15 protein-coding genes and 3 tRNA genes are annotated in these 16,654 nt (G+C 67.7%); 9 read left to right on the top strand and 9 right to left on the bottom strand.

Annotated features, from left to right (window positions below; all coding sequences use genetic code 11):
• On the bottom strand, nucleotides 1-953 hold a 953-nt coding region (locus tag ACI3KS_RS15755), incomplete at its 3' end, for a M23 family peptidase (RefSeq protein WP_404919485.1).
• Between the two features lie 210 nt (nucleotides 954-1,163).
• Between ACI3KS_RS15755 and ACI3KS_RS15750 the strand changes: the two genes are divergently transcribed.
• The 4 genes from ACI3KS_RS15750 to ACI3KS_RS15735 all read left to right on the top strand — a co-directional run bounded on the left by ACI3KS_RS15750 (nucleotide 1,164) and on the right by ACI3KS_RS15735 (nucleotide 2,645).
• Nucleotides 1,164-1,236: transfer RNA gene (locus ACI3KS_RS15750), tRNA-Glu, on the top strand.
• 29 nt (nucleotides 1,237-1,265) lie between these two features.
• A tRNA-Asp gene (locus tag ACI3KS_RS15745) sits at nucleotides 1,266-1,339 on the top strand.
• Nucleotides 1,340-1,406: 67 nt separating this feature from the next.
• Nucleotides 1,407-1,479 (top strand) — tRNA-Phe (locus ACI3KS_RS15740).
• A gap of 242 nt (nucleotides 1,480-1,721) precedes the next feature.
• A complete protein-coding gene (locus ACI3KS_RS15735) occupies nucleotides 1,722-2,645 on the top strand; it encodes an AEC family transporter (protein ID WP_404919484.1) in 924 nt (307 codons plus the stop codon).
• Here ACI3KS_RS15735 and ACI3KS_RS15730 read toward each other — a convergent pair.
• Nucleotides 2,620-4,065, bottom strand: coding sequence for an LPXTG cell wall anchor domain-containing protein (locus ACI3KS_RS15730; protein ID WP_404919483.1), 1,446 nt, complete (start codon nucleotides 4,063-4,065; stop codon nucleotides 2,620-2,622). The genes ACI3KS_RS15735 and ACI3KS_RS15730 overlap by 26 nt on opposite strands.
• Nucleotides 4,066-4,396: 331 nt before the next feature.
• Here ACI3KS_RS15730 and ACI3KS_RS15725 point away from each other — a divergent pair, with 331 nt between their 5' ends.
• Nucleotides 4,397-5,869, top strand: coding sequence for a cell division initiation protein (locus ACI3KS_RS15725; protein WP_404919482.1), 1,473 nt, complete (start codon nucleotides 4,397-4,399; stop codon nucleotides 5,867-5,869).
• Between the two features lie 328 nt (nucleotides 5,870-6,197).
• Here the strand turns inward: ACI3KS_RS15725 and ACI3KS_RS15720 are convergent, their stop codons facing one another.
• Nucleotides 6,198-7,307, bottom strand: coding sequence for a fatty acid desaturase family protein (locus ACI3KS_RS15720; protein ID WP_404919487.1), 1,110 nt, complete (start codon nucleotides 7,305-7,307; stop codon nucleotides 6,198-6,200).
• Between the two features lie 118 nt (nucleotides 7,308-7,425).
• Between ACI3KS_RS15720 and ACI3KS_RS15715 the strand changes: the two genes are divergently transcribed.
• Nucleotides 7,426-7,872 carry a hypothetical protein gene (locus ACI3KS_RS15715; protein ID WP_404919481.1) on the top strand — a complete coding sequence of 149 codons (447 nt, stop codon included), beginning with the start codon at nucleotides 7,426-7,428 and terminating at the stop codon, nucleotides 7,870-7,872.
• 229 nt (nucleotides 7,873-8,101) lie between these two features.
• Here ACI3KS_RS15715 and ACI3KS_RS15710 read toward each other — a convergent pair whose 3' ends face one another.
• From ACI3KS_RS15710 to ACI3KS_RS15685, 6 genes are all read right to left on the bottom strand, one after another.
• Nucleotides 8,102-8,380 carry a hypothetical protein gene (locus ACI3KS_RS15710; protein WP_404919480.1) on the bottom strand — a complete coding sequence of 93 codons (279 nt, stop codon included), beginning with the start codon at nucleotides 8,378-8,380 and terminating at the stop codon, nucleotides 8,102-8,104.
• 192 nt (nucleotides 8,381-8,572) lie between these two features.
• A complete protein-coding gene (locus ACI3KS_RS15705) occupies nucleotides 8,573-9,103 on the bottom strand; it encodes a twin-arginine translocase TatA/TatE family subunit (RefSeq protein ID WP_404919479.1) in 531 nt (176 codons plus the stop codon).
• 3 nt (nucleotides 9,104-9,106) lie between these two features.
• Nucleotides 9,107-9,877, bottom strand: coding sequence for a twin-arginine translocase subunit TatC (tatC, locus tag ACI3KS_RS15700; protein ID WP_404919478.1), 771 nt, complete (start codon nucleotides 9,875-9,877; stop codon nucleotides 9,107-9,109).
• Between the two features lie 4 nt (nucleotides 9,878-9,881).
• On the bottom strand, nucleotides 9,882-10,130 hold the full coding sequence (locus tag ACI3KS_RS15695) for a twin-arginine translocase TatA/TatE family subunit (RefSeq protein WP_404919477.1): 249 nt from the start codon (nucleotides 10,128-10,130) through the stop codon (nucleotides 9,882-9,884).
• 29 nt (nucleotides 10,131-10,159) lie between these two features.
• Nucleotides 10,160-11,158: an intradiol ring-cleavage dioxygenase gene (locus ACI3KS_RS15690; RefSeq protein WP_404919476.1), complete on the bottom strand. Its 999-nt coding sequence runs from the start codon at nucleotides 11,156-11,158 to the stop codon at nucleotides 10,160-10,162.
• 92 nt (nucleotides 11,159-11,250) lie between these two features.
• Nucleotides 11,251-12,393: a low temperature requirement protein A gene (locus ACI3KS_RS15685; RefSeq protein WP_404919486.1), complete on the bottom strand. Its 1,143-nt coding sequence runs from the start codon at nucleotides 12,391-12,393 to the stop codon at nucleotides 11,251-11,253.
• Nucleotides 12,394-12,745: 352 nt separating this feature from the next.
• On the opposite strand from ACI3KS_RS15685, the gene ACI3KS_RS15680 reads away from it, so the two are divergent.
• From ACI3KS_RS15680 to ACI3KS_RS15670, 3 genes are read left to right on the top strand one after another with little or no spacing between them, the layout of a single operon-like run.
• Nucleotides 12,746-14,287 carry a sugar transferase gene (locus ACI3KS_RS15680; RefSeq protein WP_404919475.1) on the top strand — a complete coding sequence of 514 codons (1,542 nt, stop codon included), beginning with the start codon at nucleotides 12,746-12,748 and terminating at the stop codon, nucleotides 14,285-14,287.
• Nucleotides 14,288-14,291: 4 nt separating this feature from the next.
• Nucleotides 14,292-15,062, top strand: a complete 771-nt coding sequence (locus ACI3KS_RS15675) for a WecB/TagA/CpsF family glycosyltransferase (RefSeq protein WP_404919474.1) — start codon at nucleotides 14,292-14,294, stop codon at nucleotides 15,060-15,062.
• Complete coding sequence (locus ACI3KS_RS15670; RefSeq protein ID WP_404919473.1) at nucleotides 15,062-16,561, top strand: oligosaccharide flippase family protein; 1,500 nt, start codon at nucleotides 15,062-15,064, stop codon at nucleotides 16,559-16,561. Before ACI3KS_RS15675 ends, ACI3KS_RS15670 begins: the two co-directional genes overlap by 1 nt.
• The last annotated feature ends 93 nt before the right edge of the window (nucleotides 16,562-16,654 follow it).

Raw genomic sequence — 16,654 nt, 5'->3', positions numbered from 1 at the left:
CCTCCGCCGCCTCCGCCACCGCCGTTGTTGTTGTTGGCGGCTGCCGCAGCGGCAGCAGCCGCGGCAGCTGCCGCGGCTTCCTCTTCCTTGCGCTTGCGCTCAGCCTCGACACCGGCCTGGTAGCCGGCGACGGTGGTTGCGGTCGCGTCCTTGAGGGCCGCGAGCTGAGCTTCCATCGTCGCGAGGTTCGCGGTCTGCTCGTCGAGCGCCGCCTGTGCGGCATCCGCTGCGGCCTGCGCCTCGATCATCTTCTGCTCGGCCACCTGCTGCAGGCGGTCGCGCTCGGTGGCCGCGACGGCCGCCTTGTCGCTGAGCAGCTGCGCGGCATCGCGCGCCGAGGTGGCCGTGTCGTACACCGACTGGGTGTAGCCGTAGACCTTGTCCATCGTGCCGAGCTTGTTCAGCAGCTCGTCGGCGTTCGCGGCCGAGCCCGAGAAGAACAGCTCGAGAGAAGTGTCGTCGCCGCCGTCGCGGTAGAGCTGGGTCGCGACCTGGGCCGCCTTGCGCTCGGCCTCGTCAGCGGTCGCCGCCTGCACATCGGCCTTGGACTGCAGCTCATCGGCCTTGGCCGCGGCGTCGAAGTACGCCTGCTGAGCCTCGAAGAACGCCTGGCCTGCGGCCTCAGCCGCGGTCTGCGTCTCGGCGACCTTCTGAGTCAGGGAGTCGATGAGGCCCTGGATGCGGGTGACTTCCGCGGCCTTGGACGCCTCGTTCGCCATGGCCCTCTGCACGTCGTCCCAGCTCGGGTAGGCGGCGGCATAGGCGGCGGAGACGCCGGAGCCGATGCCGAAGGAGCTCAGCGCGACCGCGCTGAGGGCTCCGAGACCGAGAAGGTGACGGCGGGAGAGGGAGCCCTGCTTCCAGAAGGCTCTGCTCTCGGCAGGCGTGGGGGCGCACCCACAGTCCTCGGCCGTCGCCTCAGGCGCCTCCGAGATCGCTCGTTTGTCGTTCACACGGCCCCTTCCGCCGGTTTCACTCATGCCACAGTAACAACAACTTTCACATCCACACCAGGGTCAGTGGACGGTCGGCGGGCATGACGAACCACCCCTATCGTCCTCCTGAACACGCCCGGGCGGAAGAAGACTCGCCCTCGATTCGCGATTTGCGTCGAACATCGCTTATGCTTGAGCGTCGGCAAGGAAGTCCTCCGGGACAGACTCGGCCCCATCGTTTAGCGGCCTAGGACGCCGCCCTTTCACGGCGGTAGCACGGGTTCGAATCCCGTTGGGGTCACACTTTCCGATACAATTGAAAACTAGTATGGCCCTGTAGCGCAGTTGGTTAGCGTGCCGCCCTGTCACGGCGGAGGTCGCGGGTTCAAGTCCCGTCAGGGTCGCTCTAAGCGACGGGCCTTCTTTCGAGAAGGCCCTTTCGTCTAGATGCGACAGGTTCGCCGGTCGCACGGCTCTGTAGCTCAGTTGGTAGAGCGCACGACTGAAAATCGTGAGGTCACGGGATCGACGCCCGTCGGAGCCACAAGGCTGATCATTACAATCAGCCCAGAAACCCTCGCCTAGCTTCTACATGGCGGGGGTTTTGCTTTGCCCTGCGGACGCTCGGCCCCTGCGCGTTCTTCGGATGACAGCATCCTCTTCGGACGATCTCGCCGTCGGCATCCGGCCTCGGTGCGATCCTCCGAACAGCGTGCGCCCGCTCGCAGAAGTCGAGCGATGACGGCGCCGGACCGCCCCGCTCCCCGGCCTCGATACCCTCGAATCATGATCGATACGCTCACCGGGTTCGCCGTCGTGGGTGTCGCGATCGTCGTCGGCTACGTCATCGCGCGGATCGACCTGCTCGGCGAGCACGCCCGGCACGTGCTCGGACGCCTCGTATTCTTCGTGCTCTCGCCTTTCCTGTTGTTCACCGTACTCGCGCACGCCGACGCGAAGCTCCTCTTCTCGTCGCTGCTGCCGGTCTCCGCGATCGCCGCCATCGTCGTGATCATCGTCTATGCGCTCATCGCGCGCCTCGTTTGGCGCCGACCGATCGCCGACACCGTGATCGGCGCGCTGTCCGCCGGCCAGGTCAACTCGAACAACATCGGCATCCCGCTATCGCTGTATCTGCTCGGCAGCGCCGCCTACCCGGCTCCCGTCGTGCTCATGCAGCTGCTCGTGTTCACGCCGATCACCCTCACGATCCTCGACGCGGTGACCAGTGACGCCGTCTCCCTGCGGCGCACCCTCGTGCGCACCGCGACGAATCCGATCATCATCGGCTCGCTGCTCGGCACCCTGGTCTCGGTCTTCGACATCCGCCTGCCCGACATCGTCCTCCAGCCGGCGCAGCTCATCGCGGATGCCGCCGTGCCGGTACTCCTGATCAGCTACGGCATGTCGCTCTACGGCCAGCGCGTGCTGGGCAGCCGCGGGCACCGACGCGACATCGTGCTGGCCAGCATCCTCAAGCTCGCCGTCATGCCGGTCGCCGCGTGGGCGGCCGCGCAGCTCTTCGGTCTCTCTGCGCAGGAGACGCTCATCGTCACGGTCCTCGCGGCTCTTCCCACCGCCCAGAACGTCTTCAACTACTCCCAGCGCTACGGCGTCGCCGAACCGCTGTCGCGCGACACCGTCTTCCTCACGACCATCGGATGCCTGCCGGTGCTGCTGCTGATCATGGTGCTGCGTCCTTCTGAGTGATCGATGAGCGTCGTCGGAAGGCGATGACCGCACCTCCGACCACCGCAGCAAGCGCAGCAAGCAGAACGATCGGCGACACGGAGTCGGCACCCGTCGACGCAAGCTCGGTCGACGTACCACCGGACGCCCCGCCGCCAGACTCTCCACCTGCCGAGGTCGAAGCCGCGGTTGCTGCGGACCCGACGGCTCCGGCACCGTCCGCACCGCTCGCGTTGGCGCCGGCATCCTCGCCGCCGGAGTCTGCGCCGCCGGCTTCAGCTTCACCGTCGCTGCCGGCATCCGCGCCAGCCCCGTCCGCGCCGCCGTCGACATCGGCATCCGCACCTTCATCGTCGATCGCGAATGTCGCCACCGCCGCTCCCGAGAGGATCACCTGGTCGTCGACATGGAAGGTCGCGAAGACCTGGCACGGGCGGCCGTCGTCGCTCACGCCCGGCGACTGGTTCCACCCGATGTGGGCGGTGGCCGTCGGCGCAGCCGTCACCTCGAGGTCTACCGCCCCCTCGTCATCCGCGGTGTAGCCGAGCACGACCGTCACGGGATCGCCATCGGTCGTCACTTGGAGCCGGCCGTCCGCGAGCACCCCTGGCCCGCTCACGACCGCGAGAGTACCCGCAACGCCGTCGACCGCGACCGTCAGTGCCGGCTCGGACACGTTGGTGGTGACGGAGAACTCCGCGGTCTCGCCGGGCTGCAGAGCCGCGACAGGGCCGGTCACGTCGAGAGAAGGATCGTCGGGAATGCCCGCCAGAATCTCAGCCTGCCGCTCGGACCCCATGTTCGCCTCGCAGGTCTGCTGGCGTTCGACCTCGGTCGGGTTCGTCGCATTCGTCACCGGATCGCTGATGCACCAGACGAGAACCTGCAGCGCCGCTCGCTCCCAGGAGTCCCCATTGGAGACCGCACGATCCGCATCGGAGAACGAGAAGTATCCGACGCCGTCGTAGGTCTCACTGCCGTGCTGCACCAGATATGCGATGACCTTCTCCTGGTCGGCGGTCAACTTCTCGTTGCGCCCCTCGAGAGTGTCGAGGCCGGGAATCGGGTTTCCGTCGCCATCGAGCAGGTTGCCGTCGGCGTCGACACCGCTGCAGACGTGCGAGTAGTAGTCCGTGCAGAACATCCACTCCGACACCGCTCCCACACCGTCGACGTGTCGCTCGGCGCACACGGGCGGATACGCATTGTTGTTGTTGTCACCGAACGCGTCGTACAGGATGACCGCGTGACCGGCGTTGTACTCGGCGAGGCGCTGACCGAAGACGCGGGTGAGGTCGCCGACCACGCCTTCGGCGTTCGTCGGATCTAAGAAGGTCGTTCCCTCGCACTCCTGCGCCGAGAACTCGGCGACAGGCTCCGGCGGCTCGTCGGCGCCGGCAGGGGCGGCGACGCCCCACAGTCCAGCGGTCGACAGTGCCACTGTTGCGAGCGTTGCGATCAGGCGCCGAAAGGGCGCGCGCTTATGAGTCATCCGTAGCCTCCCCGTCACGGAAAGTGGGTGTGCGGTTGGGGCCGCACGACTGCCCACTGATGAGACGCGGAAGAGCGCGTTTCATTACTCGATCGCATCGATCTCTTTCTAAAGGAGCAGCAGCGCATGCGCAAGGTACGCCAGCCCTCCACAACACACAGGCTCCGCGGCTAGGCTGTTCGCAGCGCCACACCCCCAGCCGTGGCCCGTCCGCCCTCCCCCTTCGGCCTGCGCGTCGCGAGCAGCGGTCTGCGTCACGGCCACGCCAGAAAGGCCGAACATGAGCGAAACACCCGCCGACAACGACTTCTTCGACAAGCTCATCGAGGACGTGCCTCGCGAGCAGTCGCCATCGTCCCCGCAGACCGGATCGTTCACCGCAGCGTTCCGCGGTTATGACAAGGCCGAGGTCGACTCCGCCCTCAGCGCGCTGCGCAACCAGCTGCAGCAGGCGAAGGCCGAACTCGCCGACGCCGAGGCGCGTCACGAGGACACCGTCGAGAGCATCCGTGCCGAGGAGCGCACCGCTCGCGAGGCGGCCGAAGCCGACCTCGCCGCGGCGAAGGCTCAGATCGCCGACGCAGAGGAGCGCGTCACGACTCTCACCAATGAGCTCGTCGACCTCCCCCGACCTGAGGGTAAGGACGCGCCGTCGCGCGAGCAGTTCGAGGCGATCCTGCGGGTCGCTGAGGAGCAGGCGAACGTGCTGATCCAGAACGCCGCCGTGCAGGCCGACCGTCTCATGGCCGCGGCACGCGAAGAGGTGACCGCGCAGCGCGCCGAGGCCGACGCCGACGTCGCACGCATCATCTCCCAGGCGCAGCACGACGCCGATCAGGTCCGTCTGAAGATCGACACCGAGTACACGGCTCACCAGGCCACCCTCGAGCGCGAGGCCGCGCACGCCGCCGAGAAGGTGCACCAGGCCACGCAGGAGGCGACGGCGATCCGCACCGAGGCGGAGAAGGGCGCGGCCGCTCTGCGCTCGCTCGTCACTCGCGAGACCACGCAGCTGCGGGCGGATGCCGAGCGCGAGGTCCGCGAGATGAACTCACGAGTGCTCGAGTTCGAGGAGACGCTGACCCGCCGTCAGGACGACGCGCAGCAGGAGTTCCTCGTACTGCACAACCAGGCCGTCTCGCACGCCGAGCGCATCACGACCGACGCCAATGAGCAGGTCACCGCATCGCTCGAGCACGCCCAGCGCATCTCGGCGAAGGCCGACGACTACGAGCGCCTGATGCGCACGCAGGCCGCGGCCATCGAAGCGGATGCTCAGGTACGAGCTCGTGAGACGCTCGAGCGCGCACGTCAGAAGTCGCAGAAGATCGTCGACTCGGTCACCACGCACACCTCGACGGTGCTGCGCGACGCCGAGGACCACGCGCGTCAGCTGCGGTGGCAGCAGCAGCAGCTCGCCAGCTTCATGGCCGAGGTGCGCGAGCTGATCCGCCCCGACGGCGTGTTCAGCGACGAGGAGGCTGCTGCTCAGACCGGCTCTGCGGCTCCTACCCCTGTGGTTCCGGCGGCTTCGGCCTTCGCCGCGGACGCGGCGGATGCCGCTGACGCTGACGAGACGGACGAGGAGATCGAGGCGGAGACCTTCGAGTCCGAGGTCATCGAGCCCGAGCCGTCCGACGTGTTCCTCGGCGACGAGGTGCTCGAGGACGAGCTCATCGACGAGGACGCAGCCACGATCGACGGCAAGATCACGATCGACGTCGTCGAGGCCGACGAGAACACGCCGCGCTGACACTGAACGTCGGAGGGGCCTGAGCGCGTGCGCTTCAGGCCCTTCCGACGTTTCTGGGGTGGTGCTCCCTCGCGTCGCGCTCGGGGTCACCCTCGTACACACCCGCGGTGCGAAAGGTCGAAGATCTCGCACGACACGCCGCCGCAGGGCATCCCACCACGGCGTGTCGCCCCGAGACTCCGACGTTTCGCACGCCGACGGGAGCCCCGAACGCATCACGGCGTTCGGGGCTCCTGTCGGACTCGCGTACGCGGCCGGTCCTTCACGGCGGAGGGTAGGCGCGAACCGCGCGACTGTCGCAGCCTCGCGCCCGTCCGCAGACCCGCTGCTACGCCCGGCGGAGCTCTGCCGCCATGGGGCAGTCGAACGGGTCGCGCGCTGCGAGGCCGACGCGGTTGAGGTAGTCGATCACGATCGCGTACGAGCGACCGAGAGAGGTCTCGGTGTAGGGCACATCGTTCGCGGAGCAGTAATCGCGCACGATCCCGCGAGCCTTCGACAGGTGCAGGCGGGACATGTTCGGGAAGAGGTGGTGCTCGACCTGGTGGTTGAGTCCGCCCATGAGCACGGTGGCCCACCATCCGCCCTTGATGTTGCGCGAGGTGCGGACCTGCTTCGAGAAGAAGTCGAGGCGGGCGTCCGGAGCGATGATCGCCATGCCTTTGTGGTTCGGGGCGAACGATGCCCCCATGTAGACGCCGAAGACGGCCAGCTGCACGCCCATGAAGGCGAACGCCATTCCGAGCGGCAGCATCAGGAACACCGGGACGATGACGAGGGCGAGACGGGCGGCGATGAGGCTCAACTCGATCCAGCGGCCCTTGACCTTGCGCCGAGTCACGAGGTGCTTGATGCCCAGGTAGTGGAGGTTGATGCCCTCGAGCGTCAGCAGCGGGAAGAACAGCCAGCCCTGCTTGCGTGTGATCAGACGGATGAAGCCCCGCGACTTCGCGGCGTCCTCTTCGAGGAAGGAGATCGTATCGACCTCGATGTCCGGATCCTTGCCGACCTGGTTCGGGTTGCCGTGGTGACGGGTGTGCTTCGAGTCCCACCAGTGGTAGCTCATGCCGACGACTCCGGCGAGCGCACGGGCGAGGCGGAAGTTCGCCGGCCCCGACGACAGGATCTGGCGATGCGCGGCCTCGTGCGCGAGGAACGCGACCTGCGTGAACACGATGCCCAGAGCAGCGGCGATGAGTAGCTGGAACCAGCTGTCGCCGAGCAGGATGAACCCGGTCACGCAACCGCCGAGGGCGAGCAGCACTGCCGCGCCGACGAGCGAGTAGAAGACGGGAGTGCGCTGCATGAGCCCGGTCTCGCGGACGACCTGCGACACCTCCCGGTAGGCGGCCGCCATGGGCGGTATCTCGGCGTTTCCGGCGTAAGTCTGGCGGATCGGTCCGAGTGTGGCGGCTGGTGCGACCTGTGAGAGGGAGATGGTGCTCTCCTGACGGTGGGAGCCCGTGAGCTGCGGAAGCCGAAGGCGGATGCCTATCGCTGGTCTCAGGCTAGACGGGGCCGTATGCACCGCGCGGCATACGTGGAATGATCCCGTCATGGGTCGATGGTGGACGACGGGTGCGCTGGCGACGCTGGTGCTGCCGCTCGCCGCCTGCTCCGGAGTCCCGGCCTCGTCCACGACGTGCATCGACTGGGTATGGTTCGACACGCCGACGGATGCTGCTGCCGACGCGGATGCCGTCGTGATCGGGCATGTCACCGGAGTGGCGGAACCCACCTCCTACATGGGGATGACCGCGAACCGCTGGTCGATCGACGTGGATTCGTGGCTCGACGGCACCGGGCCTGCGGACATCACCGTCACCTCGCTCCCCCGAAGTTGTGGGGACGACGCGGACTCGTTCGAGCGCTACGACGACGGACAGGACATCGTGCTCTTCCTGCGCGATGACGCCGAGGGATGGCAGGTGCTCACCCCGTTCCAGGGCATCGCGCCCGTCGGACTCGACGGCGGAGTTCCTGTCGAATGGCCCGACGACTGAGTCGGGCGCAGCGGCGTCCGCACGTGCGGCGGCCAAAGTCACGTTCTGCGGCCAGGAATCCCAGAAATGGCCGCAGAAGTTCAGATCGGCCGTAGAACTTCGTCGCACGAGCCGACAAGGTCCGCGGCCATTCGCAACTTCCGCGGCCACGATCAGCCAAGCGAGCCGCAGAACGTCACAATCACCGCAGAACTTCGGCGGCACGCGGCGCAAAGTCCTGCGGCGCGGTTCAGGCGCGAGCGCGCCGCGGGCGGCGCCGCAGCATACGCGGCAAGGACTGCAGGAAGCCGTGACGCTCCGATTCGCGCGCCTGCTCGAGCGCGCGGAAGGCGTCGTCGAGGTCGTCGAAGGAACCGAGGTCGGCTCCGCGCTCATCGCGGACGAGGTGCGCGGAGCCGTCGAACTCGACGAAACCGGCGTACTCGCCGTCGCGGGTGGCGACGTGGACGTCGACGTCGGCCTGCTTCCAGGTCAAGGGATCGTAGGGAGGAAAGGTGGTCGTACTCATGGTGATGCTCATCGCTGTGGGGCGGGCGCGCGTGAGCGCTCCGCGAATTTCTCGGGATCGAGGGCGGATGCCGCGCGCGTCGATGCACGTGGTCCGTGGATGGCCCTGATCAGTGGCGACATGGCGGCCCGACAGGGGCGAAACGCACACGTTGCAGTAACAGCCTAGCAGACGTCACCTCTCGGACCCGAGTCACTCCTCGGCCGGCACCCACACACGCCGCGGATGAGCTGACGTTCCCGAGACGATCCAGCGCCCTTCCCGGGCTCCGGACTTCGCCACTCCCCCACGTTCTGACACATCATCCTCCTCCGTCATGACGACCGCCCGCTCGATGGCGGATCCCTCTTCGAACGAGTGCGTCGACGTCACCGTATCGAGGACGTCCGACATTCCTCCTCGAGCATCCGTCTCGGCATCCGACGCACCTGCCTCGTCGGCCTCCGAACCCCACGGAACCGCTCCGGCCTCAGCATCCGCCCATGCCTCGCGGATGATCCGCCGCGGATCGTACTGACGCGGATCGAGCGCGCGCCAGTCCTCGCGCAGCACCGCGACTCCGGTCTCCTCCTCGGCGCGGTGCCGAGCATCGGCGACGAACGCAGTGGCGCGCCGCAGCAGCATGGCCGCTCGCCCCACGTAGTCGGGCAGCCGACGCGGACCGACGATGACGGCGGCCAGCAGCGCGACCAGGAACAGCTTCTCGAACGTCAGGCCGAACATGCCTCAGACCTCCCTCCGCGACTGCGCCCGGTCGTGCAGCCAGGCGATGAGGAGCGCCGCACCGAACAACATCGCCATCGGCACCGCGATCAGGAACATGGACAGCACGTCAGCAGCCGGCGTCACCATCGCGCTGAAGAGCACGATGAGCACGACCACCGTGCGCCAACTCACCGCGATCGCGCGCGCGGACAGGATGCCGATCAGATTGAGCAGCACGAGGAACACCGGCAGCACGAAGGCGATGCCCGTCGCGAGGACGATCTTGAGCACGAAGTCGACGTAGTACGAAGCCTGCAGCAGGGTGCTGTCGTCGGTCGACGCGAAGCTCGCCAGCAGCTCGACCATGCGCGGGAACAGCAGGAACCCCGAGGCACAACCTGCCGCGAAGAGCGGCACAGCGGCGCCGAGGAATCCGAAGGTGTACTTGCGCTCCCGCCGGTTCAGGCCCGGCGTGAGGAAGGCGAACAGCTCGTACATCCAGACCGGACTCGCCACCGCGATCCCGGCGAACAGCGCGATCTTGAGCTTGAGGTCGAAGGCTCCGGTGAGGCTGTCGTAGTTGAAGCTCGCGTCCCTCGACTCCGCGAGCGCGGTGATCGGCGCCCGCAGCACCTCGAGGATCGCGTCCGACAACAGATAGCCGAGCACGACACCGGCCAGGAGCGCGATCGCCGCGCGGGCGGCGCGGGTGCGCGCCTCCCGCAGATGCGACGACAACGGCATCCTGGCCGGGGTCTGCTGCTCGTCCACGGCGGGGGCGAGCGACGTCATCGGGCTACTCCGCGACCCTGACAGCGGGCCGCGACGTCTCGGCGACGAGCGGCGATGACGCGACCGACTCGGCGGATGCCTGCGAAGCCGATGCCGAAGACGTGCCGGCATCCTGCTCCGCGGACTCCGAACGGAGGATGCGCAGCGACTGTCCGACGCTCCGGGCGAGGGCGGGGAGCTTCGCGGCGCCGAACACGAGGACGACGATCGCGAGGATGATCAGGGCATGCCACCCTGTGAGGTTCTGGAACATTGCTCTGGTCCTTTCGGGGTTCTCGGTCGTCAGTTCGTCGGCGGCTGGCTGCCGCCGCCAGGGCCACCCTGGCCGCCGCCAGCACTTCCGCCGGACGGCGCCGATCCTGCGGACGGGGTCGTGGAGGTGTCGATGAGCACGACCAGCGTCGCGGTGTAGCCGTCGGTGACATTGCCGCTGATGGTCGGCAGCTGCGAGGCGCCGGAGTCGTCGCCGAACACGTTGCTGGCGAGAGTGACCTTGGCCAGGTTCTGTGCGGACCCGTCGTAGGTCGATGTCTCGTAGACCGCCGCGCTCTCGGCCTCGGGCATGGCCATCTGGGAGGTCGCGATCGCGTTCGCGGAGTCGCTGATCGACTCGGCATCGGGATAGACCTCGAAGTGGATGTGCGGCCAGCGGCCCGAGTAGCAGCCGGGGTAGATCGAGGTGAACGACACCTTGCCGTCAGCATCCGCCACCTGGACTCCGCGCAGGTAGGTGACGTCCTCGAGCCCCTCGGAGTACATCGAGTACTCGCCCTGGGCCGTGCAGTGCCACGCGTAGACGGCGACGTTCGCGAACGGGGCGTCGCCGTTCACCATGTCGAGCACCTGGAACTCGAACGTGAGCGGCACGCCTTCGGCGGTCGCCGATCCGTCGATCGAGGTGGTGATGTCCTGGCGGATGATGCCGGACTCCTCGAGAACGTCAGGGCCGTTCGATCCGTCACCCGGGTAGGGGCCCGCCGTCTCGTCGGGGATCTCGCCCGTCGAGGCCGTGGTCGCGCCGCTGTCGGATCCGGTCGACCCCGTCGATCCCGCCGTCGATGTCGACCCGTCGGACGAACCGGATGCCGTGGGGGCGCAGGCCGCGAGAACGACGGCTCCCACTCCGAGGCCGGCAAGACTCAGGACTCCGCGTCTGCTGATCAGGGTGCCGATGTCGAACGACGCACCTTGGTCGACGACCTCCTCGTCGGGGTGGACGAGGAGTCGGCCTTCGTAGGCGGGTCCGTCGGGGGTGATGTCGGGTTCGGGGATACGGCTCATGATCGTGCTCCTCTCGTGTGAACCGCTGGTGTGCGTTCACACCATGGTCACGGAGCATCCGATCAGGACTCTTTGCCCCTGCTATGCGCTTTCTATGAGCGCTGCACCGGGGGTCGGAGCACCAGCACGACGACGATCAGGACCATGACGGATGCCGTGATCACGACCGACAGCGGGATGAATGCGTCGACCAGCACGATCAGCGCACCGAGCGGAACGACCGCGTTCACCACCCGATCGGCGTTCTCGCGGATCGCCACGAACCAGATGCCGAGAAGGAACAACGCGATCGGGATCGAGACGGTCAGCGAGGCCTGGATCTGGGAGATGTGACTCTCGTGCGTGATCAGATCGATCTCCACCTCGACGCCGGCCGAGAACGCCGCAGCCGCCGCGAAGATGAAGTAGTGCGTGTAGCCGTAGCGCAGCGACCTGCCGAATGTGGTGATCGCGCGGTGGTGCGGCGGCCAGAAGTAGATCCACCACAGTGCGGCGGTCACGACGAGCGCGAGCACGGCCATGAGGATGAGCGGGGCGATGCTCCCGGCCTCCCCGTGATCGGCGTCGCCGAGCGCGCCGATGATCGCGTTCGCGGAGGCGAGAAGGCTCTCGCCGAGCACGATCAGGGTGAACAGGCTGTAGCGCTCGGTGATGTGGTGCGCATGCCACGGCGTCTGCTGGCGGAGCTCGGCGAATACCGGGACGAGCACCTCGACGATCGCGAACGCCACGAAGGCGACGAGTTGCAGCGGCCCCTCCGGGATGAGGAGGAACAGGATCCAGAGCACCTGCGCGAAGCCGATGCCGATCGCGTAGCGGATCGTCGCCTTGCGGACCGGATCTCCCGCCGACCGTGTCGCACGCAGCCACTGGAAGATCATCGCGAAGCGCATCACGATGTAGCCGATGACGGGAAGGGTGAAGTCCCCCTCGAACGCCTGCTGGACGCCCGCCGCCAGCACGAGCACTCCGCCCATCTGCACGATCGTCGTGACCCGGTAGAGCCAGTCGTCGGTGTCGAACGAGGTGGCGAACCAGGTGAAGTTCATCCACGCCCACCAGATCGCGAAGAACAGCATCGAGAACGAGATGATGCCGTGCGCGAACTCGCCGTGCGAGAGGGCGTGATGCAGCTGGCCCGCCGTCGCGCTCACGGCGACCACGAAGACGAGGTCGAAGAAGAGCTCGAGGCTGCTGGCCACGCGATGCGGCTGCGCGGGGTCGCGCGGAACCATGCGGCTGAGGCGGAAGCGCGGTGCGGTGGTGTCGGTCACCGCGTCATCGTAGCGGCGAGGATCGGCGCGGCGGTATGGCAGGGGTCGAAATTCGTGCACCCGATGTCTGTGGACAACCTTTCGCCGCCGCATGGCTTGGGCTACAGTGAATCCGTTCGCATTGCCTGCTGCTTCTCCTGTGGGACGGAGAAGAGGTTCACGACGTGGGGTCGTGAGGATGCAGCAGGACCGAGGGGTCGGTATGCGGACGTTCACCGTGAACGTGGGGTTCACGGTCTTGGGGAAACACACTGGGGACGTTCATGTCGCACTGGGGAATTCGGCGTACAGTCATCGCTCGCGGAGCGCGGGGATGACCGCGCTCGGCGGGGCCATCGAAGCGATTCGGGCACGTCCGGTATTCACCGGATCCGATCGTCATCGAGCCGAGGCGGAGTCGCGCGCGGCACAGCCGCACGCCGTCTCGCCTCGCGCGTCGGCAGCGCTCGAACGACGCCGCCTGTGGGAGCGCCGATACCGGATGCGCCTGCAGCTCACGGACGCCGTCGTCATCATGCTCGCGGTGGGCCTCACCGCCGTCATCGAGCGATTCACGGGGCAGACCGGCGTCGAGCCGATCCGCGACGGCCTGCTGCTCGCGGTCGTGTGGTTCACGGCGCTGTCCGCCGTCAACTCGCGCGCCCAGGCGATTCTGGGCTCGGGGGCGACCGAGTACCGCCGCGTCGCGAACGCCGGTGCCCTGGCATTCGGAGCCACGGCGATCGCCGCCGTGCTCCTCGAGTGGCAGGGCCTGCAGCCACTGTTCTTCATCGCGCTGCCGGTGGGAATGCTCGGGCTGCTGTACTCCCGGTGGCTGTGGCGTCGTTGGCTCCAGCGACAGCGCCTGAGCGGACGCTACGCGTCGCGCACGTTGGTCGTCGGCGACGCAGAAGATGTCGAGTACGTGATCGGCGCTCTCCAGAAGGGGGGAGAGAACGGGTACAACGTCGTGGGGACGACGCTGTTCGATCACGCGGTCGGCACGCTCACGATCGGAGAGTGCACCTATCCGGTCGTGGGCGATATCCAGTCCGTCGCTGTGGGAGCGGCGGACCTCGGGGCGGACGCCATCATCGTGGCGAGCCGCCCCGAGGGGGATCCCGACTTCGTCAAGCACCTGTCGTGGGAGCTCGAGGGAACGGCGGCGGAGCTCATCCTGTCGAGCCGGCTCACCGACGTCGCCGGCCCCCGGGTCTCACTGCGGCAGGTCGACGGCCTTCCGCTGATCCAGGTGAAGATCCCGACCTACGAGGGCGGACTGCACGTGCTCAAGCGTGCGCTCGACATCCTGGTGGCGGTCGCAGCGCTGATCCCTATCGCCGTGCTCACGCCGGCGCTGGCCCTCCTGGTCAAGATCGACTCGCCCGGCCCCGTCTTCTTCTTCCAGGAGCGCGTCGGGCGCGACGGCCGGCGATTCCGGATGGTCAAGTTCCGCTCGATGAGAACGGATGCCGAGCAGCAGCTGGCCGCATTGAAGGCGCAGAACGAGGGGGCGGGTCTGCTGTTCAAGATGAAGGACGACCCGCGCGTGACACGTGTGGGCAGAGTGCTTCGCAAGCTGTCGCTCGATGAGCTGCCGCAGTTCTGGAACGTGCTGGTCGGAGACATGAGCGTCGTCGGTCCGCGGCCGCCGCTGCCGAGCGAGGTCACCGCATACGACGGCACGATCTACCGCAGGCTCTACATCAAACCGGGCATCACCGGGCTCTGGCAGGTCTCCGGTCGCAGCGACCTCTCCTGGGAGGAGAGCGTCCGACTCGATCTGCGCTACGTCGAGAACTGGTCGGTCATGAACGATCTGCAGATCATGTGGCGCACGGCGAAGGTCATGGTCCGGCCGAGTGGAGCGTACTGAACGCATGAAGGGTGACGACGACGCATCGGTCGTGGTCGCGGGTGTACGGGTCGGATCCTTCACCCGGGATTCGTTCGTCGACCGCGTCCTCACGATGGCGCGAGGTGATTCCACCCGCGTCGCCGTCGGTGTGAACGCTCACGTGTGCAACCTCGCGCGCACGGACGCGCGACTCCGGGAGGCGCTCTCGACGAGCACGACCTATGCCGACGGGCAGTCCGTCGTGTGGGCCGCGCGGCTTCTCGGCGGACACCTGCCGGAGAGACTCGCCACCACCGATATCGCCGAGCCGATTCTGCGGGCCGCCGCAGCCGAAGGACTGCCGGTGTACTTCCTCGGGGCCGCCGAGGGCGTGGCCGAGCGCGCAGCGGAACTCCTCCGCGACCGTATCCCCGGCCTCCGCCTGCGAACGCATCACGGCTACATCAGCGAAGGCGACGTCTCACTGGTGCTCGACGAGATCGCCGCGCACGGAACCCGCATCCTGTTCGTCGGCATGGGCGACCCTGCTCAGCAGTACTGGGTGGAGAACCACCGGGATCGACTGCCGGCGGCGGTACTGACCTGCGGCGGGCTGTTCGACTGGCTCAGCGGGTCGAACCGACGGGCGCCGGCGTGGATGATCACGAGCGGTCTGGAATGGCTGTGGCGCCTCATGATCGAGCCACGACGCCTCGCGCGACGGTACATCGTGGGCAACCCGGCGTTCATCGCGGCAGTGCTGAGGCAGCGTCGTCACGAGACGCCGCGCCGGACCCCGAGCGGAGTCCTGTGATGACCCGTGTGGCGACAGAGCGGGGCGAGCTCGCCCGAGGCGGTTCGCTGAGTTTCGTCGGTTCGGCGGTCAGCGCGGCGATGGGCCTCATCCTCATCGTCGTGTTGGGGCGCACGCTCGGCGATGCCGGTTCCGGCGTGGTGCTGCAGGCGGTCGGCGCATTCACCATCGCGCTCGGCGTCGCCCGATTCGGCATGGACTCCGCTGCGATCTGGATCCTGCCCCGTCAGCTCGAAGACGCTCCGGAGCAGCTCCGGCCGACGGGAGTGTTCCTCGTCGCCGTGAGCGCGATCGCCGGGCTGGCGTGCGCGGGAGTGCTGTTCCTCGTGGTCGCGCTGATCGAGGTGCGCTCACCCGGAGACCCGGTCGCCGCGGCGCTGCGCCCGATCCTGTGGTTCCTCCCCATCGCATCGGTCATGCTCACGGCGCTGTCCGCGACGAGAGCCTTGGGCAGGATCCACTCCTATGTACTCGTCGGCAGCGTGCTACTGCCGACGCTGCGTCCGGTCGCGATCGCCGCTGCGGTCGGCATCGGTGCCGGTGCCGTCGGAGCGGCGTTCGCCTGGGCGCTGCCATTGGCTCCCGCCGCCCTGGCCGCGGTCGTCATCCTGATGTGGCAATTGAGGCGGCTGGGCTCGAGCGCGGAACCGGGATTCCTCCGCTCGAGCGTCCCGAGACGCATGCTCGGATACGCGGTGCCGCGTGTCCTCTCATCCGGTCTCGAGCAGCTGCTGATCTGGCTCGCCGTGATCATCGTCGGAGCGATCGCCGGACCGGCCGCCGCGGGCGTCTACGGTTCGGCGAGCAGGTTTGTCGCGGCCGGACTGATCATCGACACCGCGCTCCGAGTCGTCGTCTCCCCCATGTTCAGCCGGATGCTGCATCGCGAGGACGCGCCGGCGCTGGAATCCGTCTACCGCACCGCGACGATCTGGCTCGTCCTCTTCAGCACGCCCGTCTACGTGCTGCTCTCCGCTTTCGCGGCCGTCGCGCTGTCGCTGCTCGGAGACTCCTTTGCCGACGGCCGCCCCGTGCTGATCATCATGTCGATCGGATCGATCGTCACGTTTCTCGCCGGGAACATCCACTCCGTGCTGCTGATGAGTGGACGCAGCGGACTGGCGGCGCTGAACAAGGCCATCGCGGTCGCCACCAACGTGGGTCTGCTGTACCTGCTGGTGCCGCTGTGGGGCATCACGGGAGCCGCCGTCGCCTGGGCCGTCGCCTGCGCACTCGACGCCGCGCTGGCTGCGGTGCAGGTGCGGACGGTGCTCGGACTCCGCGTCTCACCGCTGCCCGGGCTGTACCCGCTCTTCGTCGCCGCCGTCTCTTTCGGACTGCCCGCACTCCTGGCGAACCGGTTCCTCGGCGAGAGCTGGGTGGGGCTGATCTCGGCCGGTCTCGTGGGCGGCGCCGTGTTCCTCATCTGGTGCCGACTCGACCGGGGCCGGCTGCATCTCGACGAGCTTCGCCGCCGCCCGTCGATGTCGAAGGAATGAGGTATGGTGCAGCAACCGACCGCGTGATATTCTGCGCTCGGGGAAAGCCTTCCGTCTTCGGACCGGAAGCCGCTCGGTGGGACGGGCGATCAC

The sequence above is a fragment of the Microbacterium sp. ZW T5_45 genome, from assembly GCF_044987415.1.
Taxonomy (GTDB): domain Bacteria; phylum Actinomycetota; class Actinomycetes; order Actinomycetales; family Microbacteriaceae; genus Microbacterium.
This window is presented reverse-complemented; position numbering and strand designations above follow the sequence as displayed.

Coding starts and splice junctions, on each gene's coding strand:
- ACI3KS_RS15670 (WP_404919473.1), top strand. CDS start 15,062: ATGACCCGTGTGGCGACAGAGCGGGGCGAGCTCGCCCGAGGCGGTTCG.
- ACI3KS_RS15695 (WP_404919477.1), bottom strand. CDS start 10,130: ATGTTCCAGAACCTCACAGGGTGGCATGCCCTGATCATCCTCGCGATC.
- ACI3KS_RS15725 (WP_404919482.1), top strand. CDS start 4,397: ATGAGCGAAACACCCGCCGACAACGACTTCTTCGACAAGCTCATCGAG.
- ACI3KS_RS15735 (WP_404919484.1), top strand. CDS start 1,722: ATGATCGATACGCTCACCGGGTTCGCCGTCGTGGGTGTCGCGATCGTC.
- ACI3KS_RS15685 (WP_404919486.1), bottom strand. CDS start 12,393: ATGGTTCCGCGCGACCCCGCGCAGCCGCATCGCGTGGCCAGCAGCCTC.
- ACI3KS_RS15680 (WP_404919475.1), top strand. CDS start 12,746: ATGACCGCGCTCGGCGGGGCCATCGAAGCGATTCGGGCACGTCCGGTA.
- tatC (WP_404919478.1), bottom strand. CDS start 9,877: ATGACGTCGCTCGCCCCCGCCGTGGACGAGCAGCAGACCCCGGCCAGG.
- ACI3KS_RS15675 (WP_404919474.1), top strand. CDS start 14,292: ATGAAGGGTGACGACGACGCATCGGTCGTGGTCGCGGGTGTACGGGTC.
- ACI3KS_RS15715 (WP_404919481.1), top strand. CDS start 7,426: ATGGGTCGATGGTGGACGACGGGTGCGCTGGCGACGCTGGTGCTGCCG.
- ACI3KS_RS15705 (WP_404919479.1), bottom strand. CDS start 9,103: ATGTTCGGCCTGACGTTCGAGAAGCTGTTCCTGGTCGCGCTGCTGGCC.
- ACI3KS_RS15710 (WP_404919480.1), bottom strand. CDS start 8,380: ATGAGTACGACCACCTTTCCTCCCTACGATCCCTTGACCTGGAAGCAG.
- ACI3KS_RS15690 (WP_404919476.1), bottom strand. CDS start 11,158: ATGAGCCGTATCCCCGAACCCGACATCACCCCCGACGGACCCGCCTAC.